The 26,489-nt window shown below is 67.6% G+C and carries 25 protein-coding genes; 16 read left to right on the top strand and 9 right to left on the bottom strand.

Translation table 11 applies throughout. The features are described 5' to 3' along the window. Positions 1 to 92: 92 nt before the first annotated feature. The gene (locus OC373_RS12755; RefSeq protein ID WP_070426811.1) at positions 93 to 1,706 is read right to left on the bottom strand and encodes an alpha-glucosidase family protein; all 1,614 of its coding nucleotides are present in this window, start codon (positions 1,704 to 1,706) and stop codon (positions 93 to 95) included. Positions 1,707 to 2,021: 315 nt separating this feature from the next. Between OC373_RS12755 and OC373_RS12750 the strand changes: the two genes are divergently transcribed. Further along, positions 2,022 to 3,020, top strand: a complete 999-nt coding sequence (locus OC373_RS12750) for a polyprenyl synthetase family protein (RefSeq protein WP_070426810.1) — start codon at positions 2,022 to 2,024, stop codon at positions 3,018 to 3,020. Between the two features lie 180 nt (positions 3,021 to 3,200). Here the strand turns inward: OC373_RS12750 and OC373_RS12745 are convergent, their stop codons facing one another. After that, positions 3,201 to 4,001 (bottom strand): dienelactone hydrolase family protein, encoded by an 801-nt coding sequence (locus tag OC373_RS12745; RefSeq protein ID WP_070426809.1) that lies wholly within the window; start codon positions 3,999 to 4,001, stop codon positions 3,201 to 3,203. A gap of 206 nt (positions 4,002 to 4,207) precedes the next feature. Between OC373_RS12745 and OC373_RS12740 the strand changes: the two genes are divergently transcribed. Beyond that, positions 4,208 to 4,804, top strand: a complete 597-nt coding sequence (locus tag OC373_RS12740) for an SMI1/KNR4 family protein (RefSeq protein ID WP_070426808.1) — start codon at positions 4,208 to 4,210, stop codon at positions 4,802 to 4,804. 48 nt (positions 4,805 to 4,852) lie between these two features. Here the strand turns inward: OC373_RS12740 and murD are convergent, their stop codons facing one another. Genes murD through OC373_RS12725 form a run of 3 tightly spaced genes read right to left on the bottom strand, consistent with a single transcriptional unit; the run spans position 4,853 to position 10,232 of the window. Continuing rightward, positions 4,853 to 6,262 (bottom strand): UDP-N-acetylmuramoyl-L-alanine--D-glutamate ligase, encoded by a 1,410-nt coding sequence (gene murD, locus OC373_RS12735; RefSeq protein ID WP_070426807.1) that lies wholly within the window; start codon positions 6,260 to 6,262, stop codon positions 4,853 to 4,855. Beyond that, positions 6,243 to 7,595: a UDP-N-acetyl-alpha-D-muramoyl-L-alanyl-L-glutamate epimerase gene (gene murL, locus OC373_RS12730; protein WP_070426806.1), complete on the bottom strand. Its 1,353-nt coding sequence runs from the start codon at positions 7,593 to 7,595 to the stop codon at positions 6,243 to 6,245. The genes murD and murL overlap by 20 nt, the downstream gene beginning before the upstream one ends. 33 nt (positions 7,596 to 7,628) lie before the next feature. Further along, positions 7,629 to 10,232 (bottom strand): bifunctional aspartate kinase/diaminopimelate decarboxylase, encoded by a 2,604-nt coding sequence (locus tag OC373_RS12725; RefSeq protein WP_070426805.1) that lies wholly within the window; start codon positions 10,230 to 10,232, stop codon positions 7,629 to 7,631. A gap of 205 nt (positions 10,233 to 10,437) precedes the next feature. On the opposite strand from OC373_RS12725, the gene OC373_RS12720 reads away from it, so the two are divergent. Next, the gene (locus OC373_RS12720; RefSeq protein ID WP_046273018.1) at positions 10,438 to 11,313 is read left to right on the top strand and encodes a PhzF family phenazine biosynthesis protein; all 876 of its coding nucleotides are present in this window, start codon (positions 10,438 to 10,440) and stop codon (positions 11,311 to 11,313) included. Positions 11,314 to 11,328: 15 nt separating this feature from the next. On the opposite strand, the gene OC373_RS12715 is transcribed toward OC373_RS12720, so the two are convergent. Then, the gene (locus OC373_RS12715) at positions 11,329 to 13,002 is read right to left on the bottom strand and encodes an amidohydrolase (protein ID WP_261997802.1); all 1,674 of its coding nucleotides are present in this window, start codon (positions 13,000 to 13,002) and stop codon (positions 11,329 to 11,331) included. Between the two features lie 83 nt (positions 13,003 to 13,085). Beyond that, complete coding sequence (locus OC373_RS12710; protein ID WP_070426802.1) at positions 13,086 to 13,520, bottom strand: OsmC family protein; 435 nt, start codon at positions 13,518 to 13,520, stop codon at positions 13,086 to 13,088. Positions 13,521 to 13,884: 364 nt separating this feature from the next. On the opposite strand from OC373_RS12710, the gene OC373_RS12705 reads away from it, so the two are divergent. The 3 genes from OC373_RS12705 (at position 13,885) to OC373_RS12695 (ending at position 15,559) form a co-directional block, all read left to right on the top strand. Continuing rightward, positions 13,885 to 14,283 (top strand): HU family DNA-binding protein, encoded by a 399-nt coding sequence (locus OC373_RS12705; RefSeq protein ID WP_019185677.1) that lies wholly within the window; start codon positions 13,885 to 13,887, stop codon positions 14,281 to 14,283. Between the two features lie 287 nt (positions 14,284 to 14,570). Continuing rightward, positions 14,571 to 14,882, top strand: a complete 312-nt coding sequence (locus OC373_RS12700) for a DUF3861 family protein (RefSeq protein WP_026070171.1) — start codon at positions 14,571 to 14,573, stop codon at positions 14,880 to 14,882. A gap of 80 nt (positions 14,883 to 14,962) precedes the next feature. After that, the gene (locus OC373_RS12695; RefSeq protein WP_019185675.1) at positions 14,963 to 15,559 is read left to right on the top strand and encodes a DUF1439 domain-containing protein; all 597 of its coding nucleotides are present in this window, start codon (positions 14,963 to 14,965) and stop codon (positions 15,557 to 15,559) included. A 39-nt stretch (positions 15,560 to 15,598) separates the two neighbouring features. Here OC373_RS12695 and OC373_RS12690 read toward each other — a convergent pair whose 3' ends face one another. Both OC373_RS12690 and OC373_RS12685 read right to left on the bottom strand, forming a co-directional pair. Further along, positions 15,599 to 16,141 (bottom strand): type 1 glutamine amidotransferase domain-containing protein, encoded by a 543-nt coding sequence (locus OC373_RS12690; RefSeq protein ID WP_019185674.1) that lies wholly within the window; start codon positions 16,139 to 16,141, stop codon positions 15,599 to 15,601. A 123-nt stretch (positions 16,142 to 16,264) separates the two neighbouring features. After that, the gene (locus OC373_RS12685; protein ID WP_019185673.1) at positions 16,265 to 16,732 is read right to left on the bottom strand and encodes an SET domain-containing protein-lysine N-methyltransferase; all 468 of its coding nucleotides are present in this window, start codon (positions 16,730 to 16,732) and stop codon (positions 16,265 to 16,267) included. Positions 16,733 to 16,904: 172 nt separating this feature from the next. Here OC373_RS12685 and OC373_RS12680 point away from each other — a divergent pair, with 172 nt between their 5' ends. The 10 genes from OC373_RS12680 (at position 16,905) to OC373_RS12635 (ending at position 26,451) form a co-directional block, all read left to right on the top strand. Next, a complete protein-coding gene (locus OC373_RS12680; protein ID WP_026070170.1) occupies positions 16,905 to 17,357 on the top strand; it encodes an SUF system Fe-S cluster assembly regulator in 453 nt (150 codons plus the stop codon). Between the two features lie 13 nt (positions 17,358 to 17,370). Continuing rightward, a complete protein-coding gene (sufB, locus tag OC373_RS12675) occupies positions 17,371 to 18,846 on the top strand; it encodes a Fe-S cluster assembly protein SufB (RefSeq protein ID WP_019185671.1) in 1,476 nt (491 codons plus the stop codon). Beyond that, positions 18,843 to 19,247 carry a lysozyme inhibitor LprI family protein gene (locus OC373_RS12670; protein ID WP_019185670.1) on the top strand — a complete coding sequence of 135 codons (405 nt, stop codon included), beginning with the start codon at positions 18,843 to 18,845 and terminating at the stop codon, positions 19,245 to 19,247. The genes sufB and OC373_RS12670 overlap by 4 nt, the downstream gene beginning before the upstream one ends. 45 nt (positions 19,248 to 19,292) lie before the next feature. Next, positions 19,293 to 20,057, top strand: a complete 765-nt coding sequence (sufC, locus tag OC373_RS12665; protein ID WP_019185669.1) for a Fe-S cluster assembly ATPase SufC — start codon at positions 19,293 to 19,295, stop codon at positions 20,055 to 20,057. Further along, positions 20,057 to 21,319, top strand: coding sequence for a Fe-S cluster assembly protein SufD (gene sufD / locus OC373_RS12660; RefSeq protein ID WP_261997801.1), 1,263 nt, complete (start codon positions 20,057 to 20,059; stop codon positions 21,317 to 21,319). Before sufC ends, sufD begins: the two co-directional genes overlap by 1 nt. Beyond that, positions 21,316 to 22,572 carry a cysteine desulfurase gene (locus tag OC373_RS12655; protein ID WP_070426799.1) on the top strand — a complete coding sequence of 419 codons (1,257 nt, stop codon included), beginning with the start codon at positions 21,316 to 21,318 and terminating at the stop codon, positions 22,570 to 22,572. Before sufD ends, OC373_RS12655 begins: the two co-directional genes overlap by 4 nt. Positions 22,573 to 22,679: 107 nt before the next feature. After that, entirely contained in the window at positions 22,680 to 23,216 is a 537-nt protein-coding gene (locus tag OC373_RS12650; protein WP_019185666.1) for a GNAT family N-acetyltransferase, read from the top strand. Further along, positions 23,213 to 23,545 carry a non-heme iron oxygenase ferredoxin subunit gene (locus OC373_RS12645; protein WP_261997800.1) on the top strand — a complete coding sequence of 111 codons (333 nt, stop codon included), beginning with the start codon at positions 23,213 to 23,215 and terminating at the stop codon, positions 23,543 to 23,545. Before OC373_RS12650 ends, OC373_RS12645 begins: the two co-directional genes overlap by 4 nt. An 89-nt stretch (positions 23,546 to 23,634) precedes the next feature. Next, positions 23,635 to 24,021 (top strand): hypothetical protein, encoded by a 387-nt coding sequence (locus OC373_RS12640; protein ID WP_083279861.1) that lies wholly within the window; start codon positions 23,635 to 23,637, stop codon positions 24,019 to 24,021. A 147-nt stretch (positions 24,022 to 24,168) separates the two neighbouring features. Then, the gene (locus OC373_RS12635) at positions 24,169 to 26,451 is read left to right on the top strand and encodes a TonB-dependent siderophore receptor (protein ID WP_261997799.1); all 2,283 of its coding nucleotides are present in this window, start codon (positions 24,169 to 24,171) and stop codon (positions 26,449 to 26,451) included. Positions 26,452 to 26,489: the final 38 nt, after the last annotated feature.

The following is a 26,489-nucleotide window of genomic DNA, read 5'->3' as shown; positions in this document are numbered from 1 at the left end:
CTGTGGCTGTGGCTGTACTCAACGCACAAACGCAAGACAAAAAAAGGGCGAGGCACCTGGCCCCGCCCTCTCAATACCACCGGAAAACCTGATCAGCCGCGTCGCGCGCAATACATCGACTGCGCCGGCAACACCAGCTCACTCCCAACAACCTCGCCCGCGTCCGGACCCGGCACCTGCACCACCTGCCAGTCTCCCACCGGCAGCGACACCCGCACCGGATCCGCCGACAGATTGAACGCCAACAGCAGCGTCTCCTCCCCGTGCACCCGCTCGAACATCAACACCGGCTCGGCGCACGCAAGAAAACGGATATCGCCCACCAACAGCGTCGGCATCGTGCGCCGCCACGCCAGGAACTGACGGAACGCATTCAACACCGAATGCGGATCATGTTCCTGCGTCGCTACCGAGGCGGCCTGATGCTCGGCGGGAATCGGCAACCACGGCTCACCGGTCGTGAACCCCGCCTTCGGCGCATCGAGCCACGGCATCGGCGTGCGGCAGCCATCGCGGCCCTTGAAGTTCGGCCAGAAGGTGATGCCATACGGATCCTGCAGCGCCTCGAACGGCACATCCGCTTCGCCCAGCCCTAGCTCCTCGCCCTGGTACAGGCAGATCGAACCCCGCAGCGAACACAGCATCGCCACCAGCATCCGCGCCAACCGCGGTTGGGCCGGATGGCCGCCCCAGCGCGTCACCGCGCGCTCCACATCGTGGTTGGAGATCGCCCAGCACGGCCAGCCTTCGGTCATCGTCGCTTCCAGCCGCGACACCGTATCGCGGATGTAACCGGCGCTGAAATCCTTCACCAGCAGCTCGAAGCTGTAGCCCATGTGCAGCCGGCCCGGCGCGGTGTACTCGGCCGTGGTGGCCAGCGAATCTTCCGCGGAGATCTCGCCCAGGCTGACCGAGCCGGGGTACTCGTCCAGCAGCACGCGCAGCCGCTCGATGAAACCGATGTTCTCCGGCTGGGTGTTGTTGTAGTAGTGGTACTGGTAGGCGTACGGGTTGTCCGCGCTGAAGCCACGGCCCAGGCGCTTCTCCAGCGGCTTGGCCGGGTTGTCGCGCAGCTGTGCATCGTGGAAGCAGAAGTTGATCGAATCCAGGCGGAAGCCGTCCACGCCGCGATCCAGCCAGAACCGCACGTAATCCAGCGTGGCCTGCTGCACCGCCGGGTTGTGGAAGTTCAGGTCGGGCTGGTCGGCCAGGAAGTTGTGCAGGAAGTACTGCTCGCGGCGCGGCTCCCACTGCCAGGCCACGCCGCCGAAGATCGACATCCAGTTGTTGGGCGGGGTGCCGTCCTCGCGCGGGTCGGCCCATACGTACCAGTCCGCCTTGGAATTGGTGCGGTCCTGGCGGCTCTCCTGGAACCAGGCATGCTCGATCGAGGTATGGCTGAACACCTGGTCGATCATCACCTTCAGGCCCAGCGCATGCGCCTTGGCCAGCAGCTGGTCGAAGTCGGCCAGCGTGCCGAACATCGGATCGACATCGCGGTGGTCGGCGATGTCATAGCCGAAGTCGGCCATGGGCGATTTGAAGAACGGCGAGACCCAGATCGCGTCGACGCCCAGCGCGGCCACGTAGTCCAGGCGTTCGATGATGCCGGGCAGGTCGCCCACGCCATCGCCATTGGCATCCAGGAAACTGCGCGGGTAGATCTGATAGATGACGGCACCGCGCCACCATGGAGACTGCGACATTGAGGCCCCCCTTCGGGCTTCCACGGCACCCGCGAGGGGGCCAGAAACGAACCCGACAAGCTTAGCGGGGCGCCTCCAGCGGTGGGGTCGGATGCATACGTATTCACGCCAGATGGCGGTGTGCGGCGCATTGCCGGCGCCCGGCCGGGCGGCAGCCAACCGGGCATGGCGCATCGGTGGCGGCGCCCAGGATAGGCAGGGTCCGGCCCCCGCCCCGCGTCTGCCGCGCACCTTGGCCGGGCCACAGGCGCGTCTTCGCAGGCGGAATACGACGGCACCGCCTATAATTCCGGCCAAGCCTGAAAGTCAGACCGCATGACCATCACCGAAGACACCCGCCCCGCGCTGGGCCTGCCCCAGATCCAGTCGCTCGCTGCGCCCGACATGGACGCCGTCGATGCGCTGATTCGTCGCCGACTGTCCTCGGATGTCGTGCTGATCAACCAGATCGCCGACCACATCATCTCGGCCGGCGGCAAGCGCCTGCGCCCGATGCTGGTGATGCTGGCTGGCCGCGCGGTCGGCCAGGCCGGTCCGGAACACCACCAGCTGGCCGCGATCATCGAGTTCATCCATACCTCCACCCTGCTGCACGACGACGTGGTGGACGAATCCAGCCTGCGGCGTGGCCGCAGCACCGCCAATGCGCTGTGGGGCAACGCCCCGAGCGTGCTGGTCGGCGATTTCCTGTACTCGCGCAGCTTCCAGCTGATGGTCGAACTGGACCGCATGCCGGTCATGCGGATCCTGGCCGACACCACCAACCGGATCGCCGAGGGGGAGGTGCTGCAGCTGCTGCACGTGCATAACCCGGATACCGACGAGGCCGCCTACCTGCGTGTGATCGAGCGCAAGACCGCGGTGCTGTTCGCCGCCGGCACCCGTCTGGGCGCGCTGGCCAGTGGTGTCGATGAGGCCACCCAGCAGGCGCTGTACGACTACGGCATGCACCTGGGCTACGCCTTCCAGATTGCCGACGATGTGCTGGACTACTCGGCCAACGCCGATGAGCTGGGCAAGAACCTGGGCGACGACCTCGCCGAGGGCAAGGCCACCCTCCCGTTGATCCACGCGATGGCGCATTCGGATGCGACCACCCGCGAGCGCCTGCGCGAGATCGTGCAGAACGGTGACGCCGAGGCGATGCCGGAAGTGCTGGCGGCCATCCACGCCACCGGCGGGCTGGACTACAGCCGCGCGCGCGCCGAGGAGTATGCCGACGCCGCCGAGCGTGCGCTCGACGGCCTGGCCGACAACGATGCCGTGGCCGCCCTGCGCGGGCTGGCCCGTTACGCGGTGCAGCGTTCGCATTGACCGAGGGCGTAACGGCTGATGGCCCGCGCCCGCGCTCAATGTGAATCCCTCACCGGTAGAGCCGACCGTTGGTCGGCTGCTCGTCCTCCCCGCACCACGATCACCGATGAACGCACCACGCCATGCGCGGTGCAGCCGACCAACGCTCGGCTCTACCGGGGGGTGGTCTCGAACTGCTCCTCACCGGGCTCTGGTCTCGAACCGCTCCTCGAAGAATTCATCCAGTGCCTTCCAGGCACGCTTGGCCGCGCGCTCGTTGTACAGGCATCCCGGCGGGCTGTTGGCATCGGCTTCGGCGAAGCAGTGCACCGCGCCGCTGTAGTTGGTGAACTCCCAGTCGACCTTCGCCGCGTTCATTTCCTGCTCGAAGCTGGCGATGTCGTCCTTGCTCACGCTCTTGTCGTCGGCGCCATTGAGCACCAGCACGGAGGGATGCGTCCCGCCGGCCTTGGCCGGCAGCGGTGAGCCCAGGCCACCGTGCAGGCTGACCACCCCAGCCAGCGGTGCGCCGGCGCGCGCCATCTCCAGCACCGTGGTCCCGCCGAAGCAGAACCCGACCGCGCCGATCCGGCTGGCATCCAGCGGCGCCTTGCCGGCCTGGGCCTTGAGCACCTCGATCGCCTTGAGCGCACGGGCGCGCAGCACGGGGCGGTCGTTGCGCAGCTTGGTCGCCACCGGACCGGCCTCGGCGTCGGTCGTCGGTCGCACGCCCTTGCCGTACACATCAGCCACCAGCACCACGTAGTCATCGCCGGCCAGCTGCTTGGCCTTGGCGATGGCCGAGTCGTTCACGCCCTTCCAGTTCGGCACCATCACCAGGCCGGGGCGCTTGTCATTGTCACTGTCGTCGTAGACCAGCACCCCACTGAACGTGGTGCCATCCTGGGTCCACTCCACCGGCTTGGCCTGCATTGCCGCCAGCGCGGGCAACGCCGTCATGCCCAACAGCACCGCCGCACCCCACCGCCATTGCCTGTTCATGCGTCTGCTCCCGACAGAAAGAGCCCCGAGTGTATGACGGCCGGTTGACGGCACCGTGTAGAAGCGCCGGGTCGACGGCCCCCCGTGATCCGGCAGGCCGGCCACGCCCGACCTCATCTGGATTGATCACCGCCGTCCCTGTTGTTGGATTAACTCCCTCCGTCCCTGTTATGGCAGGCTGGCCGGCCCCGTGTACGGAATACCCCATGAGCCTTGTCGACCGCTTCCTCTCCGGCCTGGTGCCGCGCCTGCCCGACGACGATGCGAGGATGTGGGCGTGGGTCGAGGGCGCCAGCACGGCCGATCTGCAGCGCCTGCGTGAGCGCTGGCCGCGGGTGCCCGAGAGCCTGGTCGCGTTGCTGGCGCGGGTGGATGGCACGCATTTCCGCGCCTACCCGGGCGGCGAGGTGGTGGTGCTGATGCTGGGCTCGGACGTCGAAGAGGGGCATTACCCCTACTACCTGCGTTCGGTGGACCAGGTCTTCGAGGACAGCGCGCAGTGGGATGACAGCATCCGCTCGATCTACGAGGAATGGCTGGAGGAAGACCCGGAGATTCTCGGCGACGGCATCGATGCCGACCTGCCGATGGGCAAGCGCCTGTGCTTCTCGCACTGCATGAACAACGGTGGCACTTCGGTGCTGTACCTGGATTTCGATCCCGCGCCGGGCGGCACCGTCGGCCAGGTGGTGCGCTACCTGCACGACCCGGACAGCTACCGGGTGATCGCGCCGAGCTTCGACGCATACCTGCAGCAGCTTATCGATGGGGACTACGCGTTCATCGATGAAGAAGACGCCTGATCGCAGGATCCCAGGCAGCCGACCAACGGTCGGCTCTACAGCGACCTATCAGGCGATCCCGATGCCCGGGATCGCCGTGATCGCATCGGGATCGAAGCCGGCCAGTTCGGCGAAGTGGCGGCCACGGGCGACGTAGTCGCGGTACACGCCATAGCTGGGCGCGCCCGGCGACAACAGCACCACCCCGCCCTGCCCGCCGAGCGCGGCCTGCGCCAGCTGCATGGCCTCGGGCAGATCGGCGGCCGCATGCAGACCGAAACGGCCGGCATCGGCCAGCGGCTGCAGCAGTGCGTGGATGCGCGGGCCGTTGGCGCCCATCGTGACGATCTCCACCGGCGGTACGTCGTGCGCCATGTGCGCGACGAAGTCGTGCCAGTCCAGACCCCGATCATGCCCGCCCACCAGCAGCGCGATGCGGTGCCCGGCGAAACATTCCAGCGCCGCCAGGCTCGCGTGCGGCGTGGTGCTGATCGAATCGTTGACGTAGGTGATCCCCTCGCGCGTCCCGATCGTCTGCAGGCGGTTGGGCAGCGGGCGGAAGTCCTGCACCCTCGGCGCGAGCGCCACTGCGTCCAGGCCCAGCGCTTCGATCGCCGCCAGCACCGCACACAGGTTGCCGCGGTTGTGACGGCCGGGCAGCGGGGTATGCGAGGTATCGAACACCGGCTGCTCACCGCGATGCACGACATCGCCGCGCATGTGCCAACCCAGCGGCTGGTTGAACCAGATGATCTCGCTGCGGGGCAGCGACAGCCCGGCCAGGTGCGGATCGGCTGCGTTGAGCACCGCGATCCGCGGCGCGGCCCCGGTGACCAGCTGCAGCTTGTCTTCGATGTAGCGCGCTTCGCTGCCGTGCCAGTCCAGGTGTTCGGGGAACAGGTTCAGCACGATGGCGACCTGTGGGTGCGCGCCACTGCGCGCGACCTCGCCGGTCTGGTAGCTGGAGAGTTCCACCGCCCAGTACTGCGGCGCGGGCTGCGGCGCCAGCACTTCCAGCAGCGGCAGGCCGATGTTGCCGATCAGCCCGGTGCGCGCGCCGGAGGCACGCAGCAGGTGCGCCAGCAGCGCGGTGGTGGTGCTCTTGCCCTTGGTGCCGGTCACGCACACGGTGTCGTGCACGATGCCGTCGGCGGCGGCCTGCTCGGCGAACCACAGCGAGGTACCGCCGATGAACTGCGTGCCCTGCGCCCCGGCGTGCAGTGCCGCCTCGCCATACGGGCTGATGCCCGGTGATTTGATCACCACGTCGAACGCCGCGAGCGCCTCGCCGGTGACCGCCGATCGCACCGTCAGCGCAGCGCCGGTTTCCTCGCGCGCTGCGGCGGCCTCGGTCTCCGGGCAGAACAGGGTCAGCGGCAGCGATGGCAGCCGCTGTTGCAGGACGCCGAACGCAGCGCGCCCCTCGCGTCCCCATCCCCACAGGGCAACGCGCTTGCCCTCAAGCTGCGAAATTCGCACGCAGGCGCTCCCAGATCGCCGGCGGAATGCGGTGTTCGCCTTCCAGTACCAGCAGCGGTTCGATCTGCAGTTCGGTGGCCTCCAGCTGCGGGCGGATCTCGTGGACGAAACGCTTCACCAGCGCGTCTTCATTCCACTCCGGGCGCGCGGCCAGGGTCGCCATCGCCGCACGCGATTCGCGGCCTTCGCCGACGCACTCGAACGGCTTGTGGTCCTGGAATTCCAGCAGCGCATCGAAGCCGGGGGCCTGCTCGATATCGTCGAGCAGATTGCGGCCGAAGATCCCGACCAGGCGCATCTTCGGCATGAACGGAGCCAGCGCCAGGAACACGAAGTGACACTTCGGGCAGACACCGCACCAGCGGTTCACCGGGCGCTCGCCCAGGATGTGGAAGTTGCGGTTGCAGCTGGAGAAATGCGCGTCGTAGAAATCGCTCTTGGCGAACTGACGCGCCACCGCCAGCTCCGACAGCGGGCGCAGCAGCGAGTAATAGTGCAGGTCCGCCGCGACGTGCCGCTCCAGGTGCTCGCCGAAGGCCTGCTCGAACGCCCAGCCCTTCGACCACTGGTGGTTGACCTCGCCGGTGCCGGGAATCTGGCTGCCATAGCTGGCCGAGCGTTCGTTGGAGAACACCACCTGGTCCACGCCCTGCAGCAGCGCGGCCAGCACCATGATCGCCGAGTTCACCGCGGTGACCGGGATATGCCCGTTCCAGGCGCCCTGGCGATTGAGCTCGAACAGCTCCGGGGCCAGCGTGCGGCCGATGTTGAGGATCGGCAGGCCGGTGCGCTCGGCGCAGGCGCGGATCAGCTGCGAGCCACCGATCCAGGTGACGGTCTCGGCGATGCCCAGGTGGCGCAGCGCTTCGATGCTGACCAGTGAATCCTTGCCGCCGCCGATGGCGACCAGCGCGTGTTCGCGCAGGCCCAGTGCCGGCGCGGCGAAGGCCTCGCCCTCCACCGGCAGGCGGAACCGGCCACGCAGGTTCAGGCCATTGCGGTAGGCGAACTCGCCCAGGCCGTTGAGGTACACCGTCTCGACCAGCGCGGCGGTGGCCGCATCGATGGCGTAGCTGTCGATGCGCACCTGCTCGGGAACGCCCGCCTTGTAATAGCTCACACCGGCGATCAGGTGCAGCAGGCGCAGGGCGCGCTGCACCGCTTCGGCGCGGTCGCCCTCGAGCACGAACGGCGCACCGGGGATGGTGACCGTCTCGATCAGTTCCGGGCCGTCATCGAAGGCGTAGACCAGCTGCGCCACGCCGGTGTCCGCGGCGAACGCGCAGCGGACGAAGCGGAAAACGGCAACCTGGTGTTTATCAAAAGCAGTCATGGTGTATCCGGTTTGAAAGGCGGCAGGCAGCGGTCACGGGCCATCATCGATGACGTCCTCGCGCGGCAGCTCGCGCTGGTTGTAAGTGTTGGCCATGACGTAGCCATACGCGCCGGCGTCGGCGATCAGCATCACATCGTCCGGCGCGGTCGAGGCCGGCAGGCGGCGACGCTTGCCGAACACATCGCTGGATTCGCAGATCGGCCCGACCACATCGAACATCGCTTCGGAGTAGCCGCTGAGGCGGCTGAGGTTCTCGATGTCATGCCAGGCGTCGTACAGGGCCGGGCGCATCAGCGTATTCATGCCCGCATCCAGACCGACGCGGCGGATGCCGTCCTTCTCCACCACCTGGGTGGCCCGGGCCAGCAGCACGCCGGACTCGGCCACCAGATAGCGGCCCGGCTCGATCGCCAGCCGGAACGCCGGGTGCACGGCCTTCACTTCGGCCAGGCCGGCGGCCCACGCGTCCAGATCGAAGGGCTCGTCGTCGGCGCTGTACGGGATCGGCAGGCCACCGCCGATATCGATGGTCTCGACGCTGCCGATGCGGCGGGCGAACCCGGCCAACTCATCGCACATCAGGCGCCAGTGCTGCGCGGTTTCCACGCCGCTGCCCAGGTGGGCATGCAGGCCGACCACGCGGGTGCCCAGCTCGCCGGCGATGCGCACGAACTCATCCACGCGCGCGATCGGCAGGCCGAACTTGGAGTCCTTGCCACCGGTGCGGACCTTGGCATGGTGGCCTTCGCCACGGCCCAGGTCCACGCGCAGCCACAGCTCGCGGTTGCTGAACAGTTCCGGCCAGCGCTGCAGCGCTTCCACGTTGTCCAGGGTGACGGTGACGCCCAGCGCGAACGCGGCATCGTATTCGGCGTGCGGCGCAAAGCTCGGGGTGAACAGCACGCGCTTGGGCGACAGCGTCGGCAGCGTGTTGAACACGTGCTTGAGCTCGCCGTGCGAGACGCACTCCAGGCCGAAGCCTTCCTGCTCCAGCACTTCCAGGATGGCCGGGTGCGAGTTGGCCTTGATCGCGTAGTAACGCTGGTCGATCGCCTTGATCGCGTTCAGCGCGCGCGCACGCGCCCGCACCGTCGGCAGGTTGTACACGTAACGCGGCGTACCGGCCTGGGCGAGCGTCAGCAGGTGCTCGCGCTGGCCCCGCCACCAGGCGGTTTCGCGCGGGCGGATGGTGCCGGCGATCTCGCGCCAGCGCGGGCCGAAGACTTCGCCCTCTTCCACCGGCATCGCGCCGCTGTCGATCAGCTCGGCGTGCAGGATCGGCAGCAGGCCGTCCGCATCCGCCTCGTCGATCACGAAGGTCAGGTTCAAGTCGTTGGACGACTGCGAAATCATGTGCACGCGTTCGCGGCCGAAGGTGGCCCACACGTCCGAGAGCTTGTGCAGCAGCGAGCGCATGCCGCGGCCGACCAGGGTGATCGCCGCGCACGGCACGATGATCTTGACCTTGCAGATCTGCGAGAGGTCGGCCGACAGCGCGGCCAGCACGTCGGTGCTGACCAGGTTCTCGGAGGGATCCAGCGAAACGGTCACGTTGGTCTCGGCCGAACCGATCAGGTCAACGGACAGGCCATGCTTCTTGAACAGCCCGAACACGTCGGCCAGGAAGCCGACCTGCTGCCACATGCCGATGCCTTCCATCGAGACCAGCACGATCCCGTTGCGGCGGCTGATCGCCTTCACGCCCGGCACCGCTGCGGCATTGCCGTCGATGCTGGTGCCCGGCAGCTCGGGGCGCTCGGTATCCAGGATCGCCATCGGCACCCCGGCGTCGCGGCACGGCTTGATCGAACGCGGGTGCAGCACCTTGGCGCCGGTCGTCGCGATTTCCTGCGCCTCGTAATAGTCCAGGCGGGTCAGCAGGCGCGCGTCCGGCACGTCCTTCGGGTTGGCACTGAACATGCCCGGCACGTCGGTCCAGATCTCCACGCGGCTGGCACCGAGCAGCGCACCGAAGTACGCCGCCGAGGTATCCGAACCGCCACGGCCGAGGATGGCGGTGCCGCCATCGGCGTGGCGGGAGATGAAGCCCTGGGTGATCAGCATGCGGGTCGGCTGGGCGCGGAAACGCGTGGCCCAATCGGCCTCGGCACGCCACTGGCAGTTCACCGACAGGCGCTGCGACCACTCGCTCTGGCTGGGCTGCGGCGGCAGCGCATCGAGCCACTCGCGCGCGTCCATCCAGCCGAAATCCAGACCGCTGGCGCGCAGATAGGCCGCACCAACGGTCGAGGACAGCAGTTCGCCCTGGCCCAGCACCTCGGCCTGCCATTCCAGCGGCCGCCCGGCGGCACGGGGATCATCGAGCAGCCCGGCCAGCGCATCCAGACGGACGTCCAGCGCGGTGGCATCCAGCTCCAGCTCGGTCAGGAACGCGCGGTGGCGCGCGACCAGCGCCGCGACGCGGTCGCGGCTGTCGGCGGCGCCATCGGCGATCGCGGTGAGTTCATTGGTCACCCCGGACAGCGCCGACACCACCACCAGCACGCGCGAGCCCGTTTCTTCCGCCCGTTTTTTCGCCAGTTTGCCGATGGTGTCCCAGCGGTGACGACGCGACACGGAGGTGCCGCCGAACTTCAGTACGATCCAGCGATCGACAAGGGGGGAAGCTGACATGGAGGTGGAGGTTTGGGTAGTGAGGGGAATCGCCCGGCACGCCGGGCCGAACCCCCGATTCTATGCCAAGCCTGGCCGTTGCAGGGCCCGGGCGGCCCAGGCCGGGCGGATTTGGCCGGTCGCCGGTGCGCGGGGCGCCGGTCACGGCCCGGAACGCAGCCCCGATTGGTAAGCTGCCCGCCCGTTTTTCGTTGAGCGATCTGCCATGACCTCCCGTCGTTTCCTGCAGCTGGATGTGTTCTCGCCCTACCCCGGCGCCGGCAACCCGCTGGCCGTCGTGCTCGATGCACAGGGGCTGGACGAGGCGGCGATGCAGGCCATTGCCCGCTGGACGCGGCTGCCGGAAACCACCTTCGTGTTCCCGCCGCAGGCCCCGGGCGCAAGCTACGGCATCCGCATGTTCAGCCCGCAGAAGGAAGTCCCGTTCGCCGGGCACCCCAGCGTGGGCACCGCCCATGCCGTGCTGGAACTGGGCGTGGCCGCGCCGGTCGAGGGCGTGCTGGTCCAGGACGGCATCGCCGGGGCGCTGCCCCTGCGCGTGGACGGCAGCGGCGCTACCCGCACCATTGCGATCCGCACGCCGCGTGCAGCGGTGGCCGAAGTGACGACCGCCAACGATCCGCGCCTGCAGGCCGCGCTGGCCGGTTGGCCGCTGGGCAGCCTGCCGCCGGCGCGCATGGCCGGTGGCCGCAGCTGGTGGGTGGTTGAACTGGCAGACGAAGCGGCCCTGCGCGCACTCACCCCGGACTGGGATGCCGTGGCCACCCTCGCCGAAGCCACCGACAGCATGGGCGTGTTCGCCTATGCGCGCAGCCAGGGCCAGGCCTGGGATCTCGCGGTACGCGCCTTCGTCGGCAATGGCCGTCGCTTTGAAGATGCCGCCTCCGGTGCGGCCAATGCGGTGCTGGCCGCCTGGCTGGACAGCCGCGATGCCCTGCCCGGCACCGCGCACGGCTACGTGGTCAGCCAGGGCCGCGAAGTCGGCCACGATGCGCGCCTGACCCTGCGCATCGATGACCACGGCGATGTCTGGTCCGGCGGCCAGGTGCAGACCGTCATCCGCGGCACGCTGGACTGGTGATCCTGAGGCGGCGCCTCAGCGCGCCGCGTCGTACACCGGTGCGCCATCGACCCAGGTCGAGCGCACCTGCAGGTCGGCCAGCCCGGCGGGCGGCACGCTGAGCGGATCGCGATCAAGCACCACGAAGTCTGCGCGCAGGCCCGGCTGCAACCGTCCGACCTGGGTGTCGTCATGACCCGCCCACGCCGCATCGGAAGTGAACCCGCGCAGCGCTTCGGCTGCGGTCAGCCGCTGATCGGGCTGCCAGCCGCCGGGCGGTCTGCCGGCACGATCCTGGCGGGTGACCGCCGCATGCAGGCCCAGCCGCGGGTCGACCTGCTCGACCGGGAAGTCCGAGCCCAGCGCGAGCCGGGCACCGGAGGCCAGCATCCGCCGCCAGGCATAGGCGCCGAGGATGCGCTCGGGGCCGACCCGATCCTGCGCCCAGCCCATGTCCGAGGTGGCGTGGGTAGGCTGCATCGAGGCGATCACGCCGAGCTGGGCGAAACGCGGAATGTCCTCCAGCGCGACCACCTGCGCATGTTCGATGCGCCAGCGATGGTCGCCACTGCGGCGCTCGCCGAGCACCCGTGCATAGGTATCCAGCGCGATCCGGTTGCCGCGGTCGCCGATCGCATGCGTGGCGACCTGGACATGGCAGGCATCGGCTTTGCGCACGGCGGTCTCGAAGTCCTCAGGTGAGGTGACCAGCAAGCCGCGGTTGTGCGGGTCATCGCTGTAATCGGCCAACAGCGCCGCACCGCGGCTGCCCAGCGCGCCATCCATGAACAGTTTGACCCCGCGCATTTCCAGCCGGCCGCCGGCGTGCTGGTAGGCCCCGTTCGCGCACAGATCGGCCAATGCGTCGCCGTTGCCATCGGCATAGGCATCGATGCGCAGCGGCAACCTGCCGGCGTCGGCGAAGCGGCGCATCAGGGCCAGATCGGCGCGCGATACGCCCATGTCGTGCACGCCGGTCAGGCCCTGGCTGACTGCTTTGTCGAGCGCGCGGGTCAGCATCTGCTCGCGTGCGGCCTCGCCCGGGGCCGGTATCGCCGCCTGCACCAGGGTCATCGCTTCATCGATGAACACCCCGCTCGGCTGGCCCTTGGCATCGCGAACGATGCGCCCGCCTGCAGGCTGCCAGTTGCCCTTCAGCGCGCGTTGCCCGGGGCGCTGGGCGACCGCGCGCAGTGCCGCGCTGTTGCCCCAGCCGGCGTGGCCGTCGATGCGGCCCAACCAGACCGGGCGGTCCGGGAATGCAGCGTCGAGATCGGCCACGGTCGGAAACTGTCTGCCCGCCCAGCGGTTCTGGTCCCAGCCGCTGCCCAGCAGCCAGCCCTCGGGGTTCTCCGCCGCAAAGCGCTGCAGGCGCGCGACGATGTCGGCAGTGCTGGTCGCGCCGGTCAGGTCGGCCTGCATCAGGGTGCCGCCGAGGAACATCAGGTGCGCGTGCGCGTCGATCAGGCCCGGGATCACGGTCGCCTGGCCGACGTCGGTCAGCGCCGCCAGTGGATACAGCTCGAGCATCGCCTGCCGGTCACCGACGGCGAGCACGCGCCCGGTCTCGGTCTCCCATGCCAGCGCGGTGGCGGTCGGCGCGTCCGGATCGCCGGTGTGGATGGTGGCGGCGGTCAACAGGCGGACATCGGCCTGCGCGGTGCCCGCCAGCAGGCAGGCCATCAGGGCAGCGAGAGCAGTCGGACGCATGCAGACACCCCACAAAAGGAAAGCGGCGACTATGCGGCCGCCGCTCTCCCATCACAATCTGCTGTGCACCAATCGTGCGCCGATCAACTGGCCAGTTCGGCTTCCAGCGTGATCGGCACCGCACTGAGCGCCTTGGAGACCGGGCAGTTCTGCTTGGCGTCATCGGCGATGGCACGGAACTGGGTGGCCTCGATGTTCGGCACCACGGCCTTCACCTTCAACGTGATCTGCGACAGCTGCGGGCCACCTTCCATCGAGAGGTCGACCTTGGCTTCGGTATCCAGCGAGGTCGGCACGAAACCGGCTTCGGTGAGCTTGGCCGACAGCGCCATGGTGAAGCAGCCGGCGTGTGCGGCGGCGATCAGTTCTTCCGGGTTGGTGCCCTTCTCATCGCCGAAGCGGCTGCTGAAGGCATAGCGGGTTTTATCCATCAAGCCGCTCTGGGGCGTGCTCAATTGTCCCTTGCCTGTCTTGAGGTCACCTTCCCAATGCGCGGTGGCATGACGCGAAATACCCATCGTTGATCTCCTGCGGGATGAATGGCCAGGCCAGCCTAGACCGGTCCGCGTTAGCACCGTGTCTGGCCGCCGTCAGCCTGCCGCCGGGTGTCGCCCCCAGCTGAATCGGCGATCAGGATGGATGCTGTTTTCAAGTGGTTTTCGTGCGACAGTCGGGATGCGACGGTCCATGACCGATGGCACCCGCCGCGAGGGCGGACCCTGTTTTTTGGCTATGACCTGATGCACCGCGGTAACGAAGGGCGTGGAAATCACGAATTTTTATGCGTCTGCCTATTGGCGGCGCCCCATAGTTGCCCTACATTTCGCTTGCCGACGGGGTTCGGCGCGACCAAACAACCAACCGTTCACGGAACAGGAAACCATGGCAAAGACCGCTAAGAAGGCTGCCCCGAAGAAGGCAGTAAAGAAAGTCGCTACGAAGGCAGCCGCGAAGCCGGCCGCTCCCAAGCCGATCAAGGAAGTGCTGAGCAAGTCTGGTCTGGTTGCACACATCGTTGAAGCGTCCGGCGTTGTCGCCAAGGACGTGCGCGCCGTGCTCGCCTCGCTGGAAGGCGCCGTCGCCGCTTCGGTGCACAAGAAGGGCGCTGGCAGCTTCACCCTGCCGGGTCTGCTGAAGATCTCCACCGTCAGCGTGCCGGCCAAGCCGAAGCGCAAGGGCATCAACCCGTTCACGAAGGAAGAGCAGTGGTTTGCCGCCAAGCCGGCGTCGACCAAGCTGAAGGTGCGTCCGCTCAAGAAGCTCAAGGACGCCGCGCTCTGATCTGCGCGCTTCCTGCAGCACCCGACGGGACGGCTCACGCCGTCCCGTTTTTTTTGGAGGTTCTGCCATCCCATCGAGGCGGCGGGTGGGTCCTGCGCTGGCGAAACACAGCGTTTCCAAAGCCATCAACGGCGCGCCCTTCCCGCGCAGATGCCTCTCCTGCCGTGATCCACGCGATGGCAGGACCGGCCGGAACGCACAGGGTGGAACACTGCGTGCGACCGCGCCTGTCGTCGCGGTGCGGATCGCAGCCTATGGTGGCCTTGTCCCCCACCGCGCAGGCAGCCATGGCCAGCTCTTCTTCCCAGCGTTACCGCATCACCGTCACCCCGATCGAAAAGGACGGCCTGCAGTGCAGCGGGCGCTGCACCATCGAGCTGGAGCATCGCGCGCAGCAGGACTGGATGCGCCTGCTGGAAATCGCACGGCGCAACACCGGCCTCAGCGGAGACGAACGGGCCGCGGCGATCGTCGCCACCCAGCTGCTGCGCGATCTCGCCCAGCGCCACGCCGATGAACCCAGCCACCCGCTGACCGTGCTGCAGCCGCAGCTGGACGAGGTGCTGGCCGCGCTGGAATCGATCCAGGGCGCGCCCTGAGCCCACCACCCGCACGCGTCAAAGCTGGATTCAGCCGCGCGGGTTATTGTTGGCGTCTCATCCCCGCACGGCCTGCCGTCATGAACGTTCGCCCGCTGTTGTCCCGCCTCGCCGCCTGCACCGTGCTGCTGGCCGCCGCCATCGGCGCGCAGGCCGCGCCCAGCATTTCCGGCCGTCAGTTGTCGGTGGGCGCCACCGATGTGCAGCAGTACCTCGATGGCAGTTTCCCGCGCACGCAGGACGCGCTGGGCGGCCTGATCGCGATGACCATGAGCCATCCCCAGCTCACCCTGCCGCAAGGCAACCGCTTGGATCTGGGTTTCGACATCGCCATGGCCACTGCCGGCGGCAACCCGGCCCCGCTGGGCAAGGTCAAGCTGAGCAGTGGCCTGCGTTATGACGCGCAGACCCAGGGCTTCCACCTGCAGGAGCCGACGGTCGATGACTTCACGCCGGCCAACAATGGCGGCAAGCTCGATTCGCGCACGCGTGGCCTGCTCAATGCCTGGCTGGTCGATTACGCCCGGCGCGAGCCGATCTACAAGATCGACCCGACGGTCGCGGCGGTGCTGGGCACGCTGCAGGTGCAGTCGGCGCAGGTAGAGAACGGCAAGCTGGTGGTCACCTTCAACCAGGACCTCGGTGCGTTGGTGCCGGCAGGCTTGCTGAGCAAGTAACCGGAAATGGCACCGACCCACGGTCGGTGCCTGCATCCATCAAGCGGCCAGCGCCTTGGCCACGGCATCGGCGAACGCCGGGATGTCACCCGGCTTGCGGCTGGTGATCAGGCCACCATCCACCACCACCTCGGCATCGGTCCACTCGGCACCGGCATTGCCCAGATCGGTTTTCAGCGACGGCCACGAGGTCACCTTGCGGCCCTTGGCCAGGCCGGACTCGACCAGCAGCCACGGCCCGTGGCAGATCGCAGCAACCGGCTTGCCCGCGGCGCCGAAGGCCTTGATCAGGGCCACCGCGTCGGTATCGATGCGCAGCTTGTCGGGATTGATCACACCGCCGGGGAGGACCAGCGCGTCGTAGTCGTCGGCCTTGGCGCCCTTCAGGGGGGCATCGACCTTCACGTTTTCGCCCCAGTCCTTGTCTTTCCAGCCGCGGATCTGACTGGCGTCACCCGGGGCGATCACCTTCACCGAGGCGCCCCAGGACTCCAGCAGTCGCTTGGGTTCCTGCAGCTCGGACTGTTCGAAACCATCGGTGGCGAGGATCGCGATGTGCTTGCCGTTGAGTGCATGTGCCATTGAGCGGCTCCAGTAAGTAGGAGCCTTCAGTGTGGCCAGGCACGCATTGGGCGACAGTGACCAGGATGTGCACAGCGTGTCGGCGCAGTCACCGGCGCACGTGGCCGGTGAGCGCCAGCGCGGTCAGCGCTTGGGCTGGAGCATCGTGCCGGTGCACTTTTTAGAGCCGCAGCGGCATTCCCAGATCTTCTTCAGGCGCGCGGTGTGACGCTCGGCCAGGGTGATGCCGTAGTTGTAGGTCAGCTCGTCGCCCGGCTGGATGTCCTTGATCGCCTCGATGAAGACCTTGTCCTCGCGGCGGTTGTCGCCCTCGGCTTCCTCGATCACCGCTTCGCAGTTCGGCTCGCAGCTGTGGTTGAGCCAGCGCGCGTCATTGCCCTTGTAGTTCGCATCGATGACGTAGTCGTCATTGAGGGTGAACAGGAAGGTATGACCACTCTCCACATCCCCGGTGTCGTCGGCATCCACGTCGGCGTGGCTGCGCAGCAGACCCTTGTACTGGATGACCCGCTCACCTTTCTTGATCGGCGCCAGCGCGAATACGCCATTGCCATGGATGGTGGACTTGCGGGCCTGGATCTTCTTGGGCATCTGGCTGACCGTTGCGGTGGGAAGCCCCGATTCTCGCTTAATCTTTGTGATTGCCAAAGCGATGCGGTTCAATACGCCTCAAAGGCCGCCCTGCGGGCGCCTGAACGGGCGGGTTGGATGCCGGCGGAGAAAAGCGTACAATTTCAGTCCGCTTTATGGTTCTGCCCCCACCATGCTCCGCGTCACCAAGCTTACCGATTACGCCACCGTCGTGCTGACCGTACTCGCCGCCCGCCCGGGCGAGGTACTCAGTGCGACCGAACTGGCCGAGTTCGCCCGTCTGGAACCGCCGACCGTCAGCAAGCTGCTCAAGCCTCTGGCCCAGGCCGGGCTGGTGGAAGGCCTGCGCGGCGTGCGCGGCGGCTATCGGCTGACCCGCGCGGCGGACCAGATCACGCTGTTCGAGATCGTGGAAGCCATGGAAGGGCCGTTGGGCCTGACCGAATGCGCCCACGACCACAGCCAGTGCGGCCGCGAGCTGCAGTGCGGCGCCCGCAGCAGCTGGCGGATGATCAACGACGTGGTGTCCGAAGCGCTGCGCGCGGTCACCCTGGCGCAGATCCTGCCCCCTCTTCCCCTTGTTGACGCCCACCGCCGCGCGATCGCGGCGGATGTCGTCTCCTGATCAGGCAGCCCCCATGGCCACCGATACCCTCGATACCGTCGCCACCGGCGATACCCCCAACCGCGAGATCCATGAGCAGCTCGGCCGCAAGTATTCGGCCGGCTTCATCACGGACATCGAATCGGACTCGTTGCCGCCCGGCCTGGACGAGGACACCATCCGTGCCCTGTCGGCCAAGAAGGACGAGCCGGAGTGGATGACGCAGTGGCGCCTGGACGCCTACCGCCACTTCCTGACCATGCCGATGCCGGACTGGGCCAAGCTGCAGATCGCACAGATCGACCTGCAGGCGCTGAGCTACTACTCCGCGCCGAAGGGCCCGAAGTACGCCTCGCTGGACGACGTGCCCAAGGAACTGCTGGACACCTACGACAAGCTCGGCGTGCCGCTGCATGAGCGCGCCAAGCTGGCCGGCGTGGCCGTGGATGCGGTGTTCGATTCGGTCTCCGTCGGCACCACGTTCCGCAAGGAACTGGCCGAGAAGGGCGTGATCTTCTGCTCCATGTCCGAAGCGATCAAGGAGCACCCGGCGCTGGTCAAACAGTACCTGGGCACCGTGGTGCCGGTCGGCGACAACTACTTCGCCGCGCTCAACTCGGCGGTGTTCTCCGATGGCAGCTTCGTGTTCATCCCCAAGGGCGTGCGTTGCCCGATGGAGCTGAGCACCTACTTCCGCATCAACGCCGGCCACACCGGCCAGTTCGAGCGCACGCTGATCATCTGCGAAGACAAGGCGTACGTGTCCTACCTGGAAGGCTGCACCGCGCCGATGCGCGATGAGAACCAGCTGCACGCCGCAGTGGTCGAGCTGGTCGCGCTGGAAGATGCCGAGATCAAGTACTCCACGGTGCAGAACTGGTACCCGGGTGACGAGAACGGCGTGGGCGGCATCTACAACTTCGTCACTAAGCGTGCCGAGTGCCGTGGCGCGCGCAGCAAGGTCACCTGGACCCAGGTCGAGACCGGCTCGGCGATCACCTGGAAGTACCCGTCGTGCGTGCTGCTTGGCGATGATTCGGTCGGCGAGTTCCACTCCGTCGCGCTGACCCACCATCGTCAGCAGGCCGACACCGGCACCAAGATGATCCACATCGGCAAGCGCACCAAGAGCAAGATCGTCAGCAAGGGCATCAGCGCCGGCCACGGCCAGAACACCTATCGTGGCCTGGTCAAGGTCGATCGCGGCGCCGAAGGCGCGCGCAACTACACCCAGTGCGACTCGCTGCTGATCGGCAAGAAGTCCGGCGCGCATACCTTCCCCTACATCGAGGTGAAGAACCCCAGCGCGACGGTCGAGCACGAAGCGACCACCTCCAAGATCTCCGACGACCAGCTGTTCTATTGCCGCGCCCGCGGCATCGACCAGGAAAACGCGGTCTCGATGATCGTCGACGGCTTCTGCAAGCAGGTCTTCCGCGAGCTGCCGATGGAGTTCGCGGTGGAAGCCAAGAAGCTGCTGGAAGTCAGCCTGGAAGGCTCGGTCGGATGAAGAGCGTGCTGACCTTGGCCCTGCTGCTTGGGGCTGCGGCGCCGGCGTCTGCCGAATCGGCCTGCGATGACCTGAGCACGCAGATGCAGATGAACGAGTGCGCCAACGAAGGGTTCGAAGAAGCCGACGCCGCGTTGAACGCGGTGTATCGGCAGGTGGTGGGCAAGCTGGCCGATGCACCGGTGGCGCTGGCCAACCTCAAAGCCGCCCAGCGCCTGTGGGTGCAGCTGCGCGATGCCGATCTGGAAGCGCAGTACCCGGTTGGCAAGGATGAAGACCCGCGCATGCTGTACGGCTCGATGTACCCGATGCTCTATTCCGGGGCCAAGACTGCATTGACTCAAACCCGCACCGATTACCTGCGCAAAGAATTCCTCGAGCGCAGCGAATACGACCTCTGAGTCGCGCTGCCTCCAGTTCCCTTATCTGACAAGACGATTATCGACATGTTGAAGATCGACAACCTCCACGCACGCATCGGCGAAAAAGAGATTCTCAAGGGCCTCTCGCTCGACGTGAAGCCCGGCCAGGTGCACGCCATCATGGGCCCCAACGGCGCCGGCAAGTCCACCCTGGGCAATGTCCTGGCCGGCCGCGACGGCTATGACGTGAGCGAAGGCAGCGTGCAGTTCGAAGGCCGTGACCTGCTCGAGCTGGCGCCGGAAGAACGCGCGGCCGCCGGCCTGTTCCTTGCTTTCCAGTACCCGGTGGAAATCCCGGGCGTGAACAACACCTACTTCCTGCGCGCCGCGCTCAACGCCCAGCGCAAGGCGCGCGGCGAGGAAGAACTGGATTCGATGCAGTTCCTCAAGCTGGTGCGCCAGAAGCTGGCCGTGCTGCACCTGAAGGACGAACTGCTGCACCGCGGCGTCAACGAAGGCTTCTCCGGTGGCGAGAAGAAGCGCAACGAGATCTTCCAGCTGGCCGTGCTCGAGCCGAAGCTGGCGATCCTGGATGAAACCGACTCCGGCCTGGACATCGATGCGCTCAAGAGCGTGGCCGACGGCGTCAACGCGCTGCGTTCGCCGGACCGTTCCTTCATCGTGATCACCCATTACCAGCGCCTGCTCGATTACATCAAGCCGGACGTGGTGCACGTGCTGGCCGATGGCAGGATCGTGCAGAGCGGCGGCCCGGAACTGGCCCTGGAACTGGAAGCCCACGGCTACCACTTCCTGAAGGACCGCGTGGTGCCGGAGGCAGCGGTCTGATGAGCGCCCTGCTCGATTCCCTCGCCAGCGGCTTCTGCGGCAGCGATGCACGTCGCGCCGAGCTGGATGCCGCGCTGCAGGCCGGTCTGCCCGGCCCGCGTACCGAAGCCTGGAAATACACGTCGCTGCGCCAGCTGGAGCGTCGCAGCTTCCAGCCCGCCCCGCTCGCCCCGGCCGTGGTCGATGCCGCCCTGCTGGCCGACATCCCGTCGCCGCGGCTGGTGTTCGTCAATGGCCGCCCGTCTGGCGCGCTCAGCGATGTCGCTGCGGTGCCGGCCGGTGTGCAGCTGGCCACGCTGTCCTCGGCGCTGGCCGCCGGCGATGAAGCCGGCCGTTTCCTTGGCCGTCGCTTCGAGCGCAGCGAGGAAGTATTCGCCCGTCTCAACGCTGCACTCGCCGATGAAGGCGTGCTGCTGCGCGTGGGAGAAGGCGTGCAGGTCGAGGCGCCGCTGCAGCTGGTCTTCATCAGCGTGGCCGGCGAGACCGATCTGTCCTGGCACCATCGCCACCTGATCGAACTGCGCAGCGGTGCCGCGCTGGGCGTGGTCGAGCATCACCTGCATGTCGGTGATGCCGCGCACCTGGACAACACCCTGGTGCACGTCCACCTCGCGCAGGATGCCGTGCTCTCGCACGCCCGCGTGCAGGCCGATGCCACCCGCGCCACCTCGCTGCTGCGCACCGACGCCGTGCTGGCCCGCAACGCGCAGTACCGCCGCGTGGACCTGGAGCTGGGTGGGGCGCTGAGCCGCCATGAGCTCAACGTCCGCCTGGAAGGCGACAACGCCCAGCTGACCGCCAACGGTGTGCTGCTCGGCAATGGCCGCCGCCATGTCGATACGCGCCTGGGCATCGAGCACATCGCGCGCGATACCGCCTCGGAAATGGTCTGGCGTGGCGTCGCCGCCAACCGCAGCCGCGTGGTCTTCCACGGCGGCATCCACATCCGCGAAGGCGCCGATGGCACCGACGCCAACCTCTCCAACAAGAACCTGCTGCTGTCGGCCGATGCCGAGATCGATACCCAGCCCACGCTGGTGATCGATGCCGACGAAGTAAAGGCGGCACATGGCGCCACGGTTGGCCAGCTCGACGCCAACGCGCTGTTCTACCTGCGCTCGCGCGGCTTGCCGGCCGATCGCGCGCAGCAACTGCTGAGCGCCGCGTTCTGCCATGAACCGTTGAACGTCCTCGACGCACGCCTGACCGAGCAGCTCACCGCCCAGCTCAGCCGTGCGCTGGCCGTGGCGGGCGTGGCATGAACCTGTCCACGCCGCGCCCGGCCGCCGATACCGGCACCGCGCCCGACTGGGATCGCGTGCGCCTGGACTTCCCGCTGTTGATGCGCGAAGTGCACGGCAAGCCGCTGGTGTACTTCGACAACGCCAACACCGGCCAGAAGCCGGTGCAGGTGATCGGCGCGGTGGACGAGTTCTACCGCCGCTACAACGCCAACGTCAGCCGCGCGGTGCATGCGCTCGGCACCGAGGCCACCGATGCCTACGAGGGCGCACGCAGCAAGCTGGCGCGTTTTCTCAACGTCCGTGCCAGCGAGCTGGTGCTGTGCAGTGGCACCACCTTCGCGATCAATCTGGTCGCGTATTCGTGGGCGTTGCCGCGGCTCAAGGCCGGTGATGTCATCCTCGTCTCGCGCATGGAGCACCATGCCAACATCGTGCCGTGGCAGCTGGTCGCCCAGCGCACGGGCGCGACGATCCGCGTGGCCGAGATCACCCCGGAGGGCGCATTGGACCTGGACGCGCTGCGCGCGGCGATGACCCCCGAGGTCAAGCTGCTCGCCGTCGCCCATGTCTCCAACGTGCTGGGCACGGTCAACCCGGTCCGCGAAATCTGCCGCGAGGCCCGCAAGCGCGGCATCATCACCGTGGTGGACGGCTCGCAGGCCGTGCCGCACCGCAAGGTCGACATCCCCGCGATCGGCTGCGACTTCTACGCCATCACCGGCCACAAGATGTGCGGCCCGACCGGCACCGGCGCCCTGTGGGCCAGGCGCGAACACCTTGATGCCATGCCGCCGTTCCTCGGCGGGGGCGAGATGATCAAGGAAGTGAGCTTCGAAGGCACCGTGTTCAACGACGCCCCGCACAAGTTCGAAGCCGGCACCCCGAACATCGCCGGCTTCATCGGCCTGGGCGTGGCGGTGGATTACCTCGAGTCGCTGGGCCTGGAGCACGTGGAAGCCCGCGAAAGCGAACTGCTGGCGCACTTCACCGAAGAGCTGAACAGGATCGACGGCCTGCGCATCTTCGGCACCACGCCGGACAAGGCGGCGGTGGTCTCCTTCCTGGTGGACGGCGCGCACTCGCACGATCTGGCCACCCTGCTCGACCTGGAAGGCGTCGCGGTCCGCTCGGGCCAGCACTGCGCGCACCCGCTGCTGCAGTACTACGGCGTCGCCGCCACCTGCCGTGCCTCGCTGGCGTTCTACAACACGCATGAGGAAATCGAGCGCTTCATCGTGGCGCTCAACAAGGTGCGCAGGCTGCTGGGCTGAGCCCGCGCCAGACTGCGCCCCACTCGAACGCCGTGGCCTGCCACGGCGTTTTTCATGGCGCGCCCCGCACATTTCCGTAGCGCCCCCTGCGGGCCTAAAATGGCGGCATGAGCACCCTGACCTTCCGCGCGGCCACTGCCGCCGACATCCCCGCCCTGATCGCCCTGGTCACCTCCGCCTACCGTGGCGATGCCAGCCGGGCCGGCTGGACCACCGAGGCCGACCTGCTGGACGGCGCCCGCATCGATGCCGACGGCCTGCAGGCCGACCTCGCCAAGCCACGCTCGACCATCCTGCTGGCCGAGCGCGATGGCCAGCTGCTGGCCTGCGCGCACGTGGCCGATGACCACGGCAAGGGCTACTTCGGCATGTTCTCGGTCGACCCGTCCCAGCAGGGCGGCGGCATCGGCAAGCAGCTGATGCTCGCCGCCGAGGCCCACGCGGCGCGCGAGTGGGGCGTGCCGGTCATGCAGATGACGGTGATCGACGTCCGCGACGAGCTGATCGCCTTCTACGAGCGCCGCGGCTACCAGCGCACCGGCATCAAGAAGCCCTTCCCGTATGGGGATGAGCGTTTCGGCATTCCCAAGCGCGACGATCTGCGCTTCGAGATCCTGGAAAAACCGCTGGCGGTGCCGGCATGAGCGAGACCTGGACCTTCGTCTGCGCCAGCGCCGAGCTGCTCCCCGGCGAGATGAAGAGCACCTTCGACGAAGTGACCGGGACGCCGATCGTGGTGTTCAACCTGGACGGGGAACTGTACGCACTCGAAGACCAGTGCACCCACGATGAGTTCGAACTGTCCTCGGGCACCTTCGATACCGGCGAGGGCAGCATCGAGTGCGTCCTGCACGGGGCCCGTTTCGACGTGCGTGACGGCGCTGCCCTCTGCGCGCCGGCCTATTCGCCGGTAGCGAAGTTCCCGGTCAAGCGGGAAGACGACGCCGTCTGGGCCCGCGACGACCGCGACTGAGCCGGCCTGAACGCGGGCGTTTTGAAAACGCGAATTGTTCCTATTACCATAGGCATTGCGGCCACCCGGCCGCTTCTGCCCGGTAAGCCGTGTCCGCCAACCGCTCCGCCCTTGGTCTCGCCGCCCTGTGGGCCACGTTCTGCGTGGTGCTGCTGGCCTGCGGCTGGCTGACGGCCGGCGGCGCCGGTAACGCCGGGCCGGCGCCGGCGGCGGCGCACACCGCGGGCCTGCTGGGCGCCGACAGCGCGCGCCAGGCATCGGCGCCGTCCACGCCTGCACCGGAGCTTCCTGCCGAGCCGACCCTGGCGGCGGAGACCGGTGCCGACCCCGAGCCCAGCCCGCCGGCGGTACTGACCCAGCTGCGCCGCACGCCCTGGGTCGCGGTCGTCCCGCTGTGGCCGTCCGACGCGCTGCGCTGGCAGCGGCTGGAACCTTCGCTGCGGCTCAACCCCGGCCACGCCCCGCCCCACGCCTGATTCCGGCGGCGACGCTGCGCGTCGCTGCCCGCCCACGCCCGCGCCATCGCGCCGCCGTGGGCCGTCTGCCCGTTTTCCCCACCTGCCTCCGCTCCGCCGTGACCGCCACACGCTGTCCGGCCTTCGTCCGTCCTGCCAGGAATCACCATGACCGTCCGCCCGACTCCGTTGTCGTCCGCCCTGCTGCTGGCCATCGCCGCCCCCGCCATCGCCCATGCCGAGGCCGACGCTGCCGATCCGCAGCGCGCCACCGAACTGGATGGCGTCGACGTCCACGGCGAGCGCGTGCGTGCGCAATCGTCCAAATTCACCGCGCCGCTGCTGGATACGCCCAAGTCGGTCAGCGTGATCTCCCAGCAGGTGATCGAACAGACCGCCGCCACCACCCTGCTCGATGCACTGCGCACCGTGCCGGGCATCACCTTCGGCGCCGGCGAAGGCGGCAACCCGACCGGGGACCGTCCCTTCATCCGCGGCTTCGATTCGGCCTCGGACATCTACGTCGATGGCATCCGCGACGCCGGCAGCCAGACCCGTGAAGTGTTCGCCATCGAGCAGATCGACGTGGTCAAAGGCCCGAGCTCGGCCTACTCCGGCCGCGGTTCAGCCGGCGGCACCATCAGCCTGGTCAGCAAGACGCCCAAGCTGGAGAACTTCGTGGCCGGCACCCTGGCCGCCGGCACGGACAGCTACTACCGCGGCACGCTCGATGCCAACCAGGTGATCGGCGACGGCATCGCCGCCCGCGTGAACATCATGAAGCACGAGGCCGACGTGGCCGGCCGTGACGAAGTCAACAGCAGCCGCTGGGGCATCGCGCCGTCGCTGGCGTTCGGTCTGAACGGTCCGACCCAGGCGGTGATCAGCCACTACCACATGGAAACCGACGACCTGCCCGATGCCGGCGGCTTCCCGTACAACAACCCGTTCACCAGCGGCCCCAACCTGGCGCTCAATGGCGACGGCAGCCCGATCGTGACCAACCGCGACGCGTTCTACGGCCTGGTCGACCGCGATTTCCAGAAGACCAAGGCGGACATCACCACCTTGAACCTGTCGCATGATTTCGGCGGCATCGTCCTGCGCAACATCACCCGCTACGGGGACACCAGCAACGATTACCTGTGGACCCAGCCGGACGACAGCAAGGGCAATCCGAACCTGTTCGGCACCGTCTGGCGCCGCACCAACGCGCGCGCCACGCAGACCGACAGCTTCGTCAACCAGACCAGTGTGACGGGTGAACTGGAGACTGGTCCGCTGCGCCACAGTTTCAACGCCGGCGTGGAATACAGCAGCGAAAAGACCGTGCGTGGCACCTACGCGATCGCCGATGTGCGCCGCCCCAATGGCCAGACCACCGCAGGCACCAACAACCCGCTGACCGGCAACCAGAGCTGCCCGACCACCGGCGCGGCCACCGGCTACAACTGCACCGACCTCACCAACCCGAACCCGCACGATCCGTGGTCGGCCACGCACACGGTCACCCGCAGCGACCCGGCCCGCGACGTGCGCCAGACCACGCGCACCAAGTCGGCCTACGTGTTCGACACGATCAGCTTCAGCGAGCAGTGGATGCTGAACCTGGGCGCGCGCTTCGACGACTACAACACCCATCAGTTCAACCCGACGGCCGCGGCGAACGTGCAGCATCTGCGCAACGACACCTCGTTCTGGAACGGCCAGGCCGGCCTGGTGTTCAAGCCGATGGAGAACGGCAGCATCTACGTCTCCTGGGGTACCTCCTCCACCCCGGTCGGCGTGGACGGCGGTGATGGCGCCGACGGCATCAGCGCGACCATCCAGGATCTCAAGCCGCAGCGCAGCCGCAACATCGAGCTGGGCACCAAGTGGGACCTGTTCGATGCCCGCCTGTCGCTGACCGGTGCGATCTTCCAGACCGAGATGAGCAACGCGCGCGTGACCAGCGATGCGGGCACCACGCAGAACGCCGGCACCAAGAAGGTCAAGGGCGCCGAACTCGGCTTCAGCGGCACGATCATGGAGGGGTGGCAGGTCTTCGGTGGTTACACCTACCTGGATGCCGTGGTCGAGGACAACGGCTTTGCGCTGGTGAACGGGGTCTACGTGCCATCGCCGTTCAACGGCAACGCGTTCCCCAACACCGCCAAGCACAGCGCCAGCCTGTGGACCACGTGGGCGCCGTCGTTCGTGCCGGGCCTGAGCCTGGGCGCCGGTGCCAACTACGTTGACAAGGTCTACGGCAACGTCAACAACACCAAGTGGGTGCCGTCCTACACCCGTTGGGATGCGATGGTCGGCTATGCCTTCAGCGAGCGCTACAGCCTGCAGTTGAACGTGCAGAACCTGACCAACAAAACCTACTTCACCAAGGCGTACGCTTCGCATTACGCCGCCATCGCGCCGGGCCGCTCGGCCACGTTGGCCTTCAATTTCAAGTTCTAAGCGATACGCCCCCTCCCGCGCGCTCGTGCGGGAGGGGC

This window comes from Stenotrophomonas sp. Ste96 (genome assembly GCF_024519495.1).
GTDB classification, from domain to species: Bacteria; Pseudomonadota; Gammaproteobacteria; order Xanthomonadales; family Xanthomonadaceae; genus Stenotrophomonas; species Stenotrophomonas bentonitica_A.
Note: the sequence above shows the minus strand (reverse complement) of the source record. Positions and strands in the feature narration are given on the sequence as shown.

Excerpts from the sequence above, each read along its gene's own strand:
- OC373_RS12650 (WP_019185666.1), top strand. The coding sequence starts at position 22,680 with ATGAGCACCCTGACCTTCCGCGCGGCCACTGCCGCCGACATCCCCGCC.
- OC373_RS12670 (WP_019185670.1), top strand. The coding sequence starts at position 18,843 with ATGAAGAGCGTGCTGACCTTGGCCCTGCTGCTTGGGGCTGCGGCGCCG.
- OC373_RS12715 (WP_261997802.1), bottom strand. The coding sequence starts at position 13,002 with ATGCGTCCGACTGCTCTCGCTGCCCTGATGGCCTGCCTGCTGGCGGGC.
- OC373_RS12710 (WP_070426802.1), bottom strand. The coding sequence starts at position 13,520 with ATGGGTATTTCGCGTCATGCCACCGCGCATTGGGAAGGTGACCTCAAG.
- OC373_RS12745 (WP_070426809.1), bottom strand. The coding sequence starts at position 4,001 with ATGAACAGGCAATGGCGGTGGGGTGCGGCGGTGCTGTTGGGCATGACG.
- OC373_RS12690 (WP_019185674.1), bottom strand. The coding sequence starts at position 16,141 with ATGGCACATGCACTCAACGGCAAGCACATCGCGATCCTCGCCACCGAT.
- sufB (WP_019185671.1), top strand. The coding sequence starts at position 17,371 with ATGGCCACCGATACCCTCGATACCGTCGCCACCGGCGATACCCCCAAC.
- OC373_RS12755 (WP_070426811.1), bottom strand. The coding sequence starts at position 1,706 with ATGTCGCAGTCTCCATGGTGGCGCGGTGCCGTCATCTATCAGATCTAC.
- sufC (WP_019185669.1), top strand. The coding sequence starts at position 19,293 with ATGTTGAAGATCGACAACCTCCACGCACGCATCGGCGAAAAAGAGATT.
- OC373_RS12695 (WP_019185675.1), top strand. The coding sequence starts at position 14,963 with ATGAACGTTCGCCCGCTGTTGTCCCGCCTCGCCGCCTGCACCGTGCTG.
- OC373_RS12680 (WP_026070170.1), top strand. The coding sequence starts at position 16,905 with ATGCTCCGCGTCACCAAGCTTACCGATTACGCCACCGTCGTGCTGACC.
- OC373_RS12655 (WP_070426799.1), top strand. The coding sequence starts at position 21,316 with ATGAACCTGTCCACGCCGCGCCCGGCCGCCGATACCGGCACCGCGCCC.
- OC373_RS12740 (WP_070426808.1), top strand. The coding sequence starts at position 4,208 with ATGAGCCTTGTCGACCGCTTCCTCTCCGGCCTGGTGCCGCGCCTGCCC.
- OC373_RS12750 (WP_070426810.1), top strand. The coding sequence starts at position 2,022 with ATGACCATCACCGAAGACACCCGCCCCGCGCTGGGCCTGCCCCAGATC.
- murL (WP_070426806.1), bottom strand. The coding sequence starts at position 7,595 with ATGACTGCTTTTGATAAACACCAGGTTGCCGTTTTCCGCTTCGTCCGC.
- OC373_RS12700 (WP_026070171.1), top strand. The coding sequence starts at position 14,571 with ATGGCCAGCTCTTCTTCCCAGCGTTACCGCATCACCGTCACCCCGATC.
- OC373_RS12645 (WP_261997800.1), top strand. The coding sequence starts at position 23,213 with ATGAGCGAGACCTGGACCTTCGTCTGCGCCAGCGCCGAGCTGCTCCCC.
- sufD (WP_261997801.1), top strand. The coding sequence starts at position 20,057 with ATGAGCGCCCTGCTCGATTCCCTCGCCAGCGGCTTCTGCGGCAGCGAT.
- OC373_RS12705 (WP_019185677.1), top strand. The coding sequence starts at position 13,885 with ATGGCAAAGACCGCTAAGAAGGCTGCCCCGAAGAAGGCAGTAAAGAAA.
- OC373_RS12725 (WP_070426805.1), bottom strand. The coding sequence starts at position 10,232 with ATGTCAGCTTCCCCCCTTGTCGATCGCTGGATCGTACTGAAGTTCGGC.
- OC373_RS12685 (WP_019185673.1), bottom strand. The coding sequence starts at position 16,732 with ATGCCCAAGAAGATCCAGGCCCGCAAGTCCACCATCCATGGCAATGGC.
- OC373_RS12720 (WP_046273018.1), top strand. The coding sequence starts at position 10,438 with ATGACCTCCCGTCGTTTCCTGCAGCTGGATGTGTTCTCGCCCTACCCC.
- OC373_RS12635 (WP_261997799.1), top strand. The coding sequence starts at position 24,169 with ATGACCGTCCGCCCGACTCCGTTGTCGTCCGCCCTGCTGCTGGCCATC.